At 32.2% G+C, this 596-nt stretch carries 1 pseudogene; it reads right to left on the reverse strand.

Features of this window, described 5'->3' with window-relative positions:
- Nucleotides 1-15: 15 nt before the first annotated feature.
- Nucleotides 16-596 (reverse strand): annotated as a pseudogene (locus tag RMZ41_RS31975) (ISL3 family transposase); the annotation flags it as partial.

A 596-nucleotide genomic window follows, 5' to 3' on the forward strand; every position in this document is an offset into this window, starting at 1 on the left:
GATTTCGCTATTTCACCAATATATAGTTAATTCAAAGATATCCCGAAACTTTTCTTTGAGTTGATGCATCTTAGTCAAAATTGGTGAAACTTCTTTAGCAGACTTTAACTTTTCTTTTTGCTTTTCGTTCAAAGAATCTTCATTTTTGATGAAGCTATATTTGCTTTTACTTAATCCCTCTAATATTCTGTCTTTTTCTGATTTATTTTCTAGTGACATTGCTGCCTTCTTTTCAGCTTTACGCATAGCATCTAACTCATCATTTACTTGTTTCATTACATGAAATCTATCAGCAGTTATGTTGGCGTTAGGCATTAATTCTTCTACTAATTTTTTATAAGGCGACCAGAGATCAATACTCACTTCTTGGATTTGTTCTAGCACCTGAATATCCCAACTCACAAGGTCTTCGCGGATTTCTTCCATTCTTCTGGACTTCACTATTTCAATGGGTTTATGAGTATCCAAATCTACTAACACTGCTAAATAATTACCTTGACCTTTAACCAAGCCTATTTCATCTATGCCTATCCTATTTAATTGACTTATATTTATGTTTCAAATTTGTGATATTTGTTCTTTATTCATCGATTCAC

The sequence above is a fragment of the Nostoc sp. DedVER02 genome, from assembly GCF_034530675.2.
GTDB lineage: Bacteria > Cyanobacteriota > Cyanobacteriia > Cyanobacteriales > Nostocaceae > Nostoc.